General features: G+C 30.4%; 1 protein-coding gene. It reads left to right on the top strand.

The window, feature by feature from the left end:
• Positions 1 to 235 precede the first annotated feature (235 nt).
• On the top strand, positions 236 to 979 hold the full coding sequence (locus FGK85_RS15045) for an acyl-[acyl-carrier-protein] thioesterase (RefSeq protein WP_138207962.1): 744 nt from the start codon (positions 236 to 238) through the stop codon (positions 977 to 979).
• The last annotated feature ends 898 nt before the right edge of the window (positions 980 to 1,877 follow it).

Below are 1,877 nucleotides of genomic sequence, written 5' to 3'. Positions count from 1 at the left end.
CCCGATGACACCCTGCCGTAACACTCCCACTTCTAACAAAGTGGGAGATAACGGCAGCTACGTCCCTGGATAACGATCTCTAACCTTCAGTTGGAGTAAAAACTCCATCTGAAACTAAGAGCTCTGTTTATAATATTTTTTAATTTTTAGTAAAAATTATCAAGATATGTATTAAAAAACTGTTAAGTTTGGTATTATATTAAATATATAAAATTTTGCTACTGGGGGTGCTAAAATGTCCGGAATAATAACAGAAAAAGAGTATAATATCCACTACTATGAAGTAGATTATAAGGGAAGAGCGCTTATATCATCTATTATGAATTATTTTGGTGACATAGCTATGGTACAAACTGAAGATTTAAATATAGGCATGGATTTCTTAAATCAGCATCACATAGCCTGGGTGCTGTATAAGTGGGATATAAACATAAATAGATACCCAATGTATAATGAAAGAGTAAAGGTAAAAACTTGGGCTTATGGTATAAAAAAATATTATGCTTATAGAAAATTTACTGTAACAGATAGCAGTGGAGAAGTTATAGTAGAAGCCAGTTCTATATGGTTTCTAATAGACACAGAAAAGAGAAAGGCCATAAGTGTGCCAGATTATATGTATGATATATTTAAAACTAGTAAGGAAGAAAAGAGAACTCTTAAAATAGATAAAATAAAGAAAGTGGATGAAATTCATGCGGAAAATAAGTTTAGTGTAAGATATGGAGATATAGACACTAATAGACACGTTAATAATGTAAAATATGTGTCTTGGGCTATAGAAACAATTCCTAGAGATATAATAACAAAGTACGAGCTTAAAAATGTAAAAGTAACTTATGAAAAGGAAACTTCCTATGGTGATAAGGTAAAAGTATTTACTCAAATACTAGAAAAGGAAGATGGAATAATGTGTTTGCATAAAATACAGGATAAGAATGAAAATGAGCTGGCAGTGCTTCAAACTATGTGGAAATAAAAAGTAAGAATATAGTGTGAAGTAAGTGCATTAAGAAAAAACTGCCTTTAATTCCGTGATAAAATTGAAATTTTGGACTGTGAACAGTACGCTAAGAACTTCTAAATGTTTTGAAATTTAAAGCCCCTAAAGCCTTCAAACTCACTCGTTCCTCGCTCAAGCAATGAAGGCTTCTTAACGGGGCTTTAAATTTCAAAACAAAGAAGTTCTAAAGCTAGTTCAATAGTCCAAAATTTCAATTTTATCACTCCATTAAAGGCAGTTTTTTCAGTTACAGAGTACTTACTTTGTGGGGGGAGAGGGGCCTACTAAAGGACGATTTTCCTCCACTGTGTTACGGAAAATCTTTAATTAAATAAATGTTATAGTAAAATAAGCTATAATTATTTCACTAAATGGAGTAGTTATATCTTTTTTTTAGGGTTTAAAAAATCTTTTATTGGCGGTAGCCAGCGAGAATATAGAAATATCAAATATCAAATATCAAATAATGTTGAAATTCCTATGGAATTTCTTAAATTAGAATTTGTAGAGGAAGTACGAAGTGACAATGGACAATTGAGAATTAAGTAAGGGGTAAGAAGTAATAGGTGAAATTTCAGAAGTTTAGCACTTAAAAAGTTTTTTGGGCGTAGCCCGCCGATTTATAATGAAGGATTTATTATCCCTTTCTTTTTCTAACTTAAAGATTTTCTGAATAAAATGAAGAAAATCCACATAATTAATAATTAATAATTAATAATTGATATTTGATATTTGATATTTATTATTTGAGGAAATTGCACAATTAACCTTCCTCAATTACATTTAAAAATCATTACTCTTTGTTAATAATTAACTATTTTATGCAGAAAAAGATAATAGCAAAGCTAGGGTGCTATTGCACCTGTGGATAACT

The sequence above is a fragment of the Haloimpatiens lingqiaonensis genome, from assembly GCF_901447495.1.
Lineage (GTDB): Bacteria > Bacillota > Clostridia > Clostridiales > Clostridiaceae > Haloimpatiens > Haloimpatiens lingqiaonensis.
This window is presented reverse-complemented; position numbering and strand designations above follow the sequence as displayed.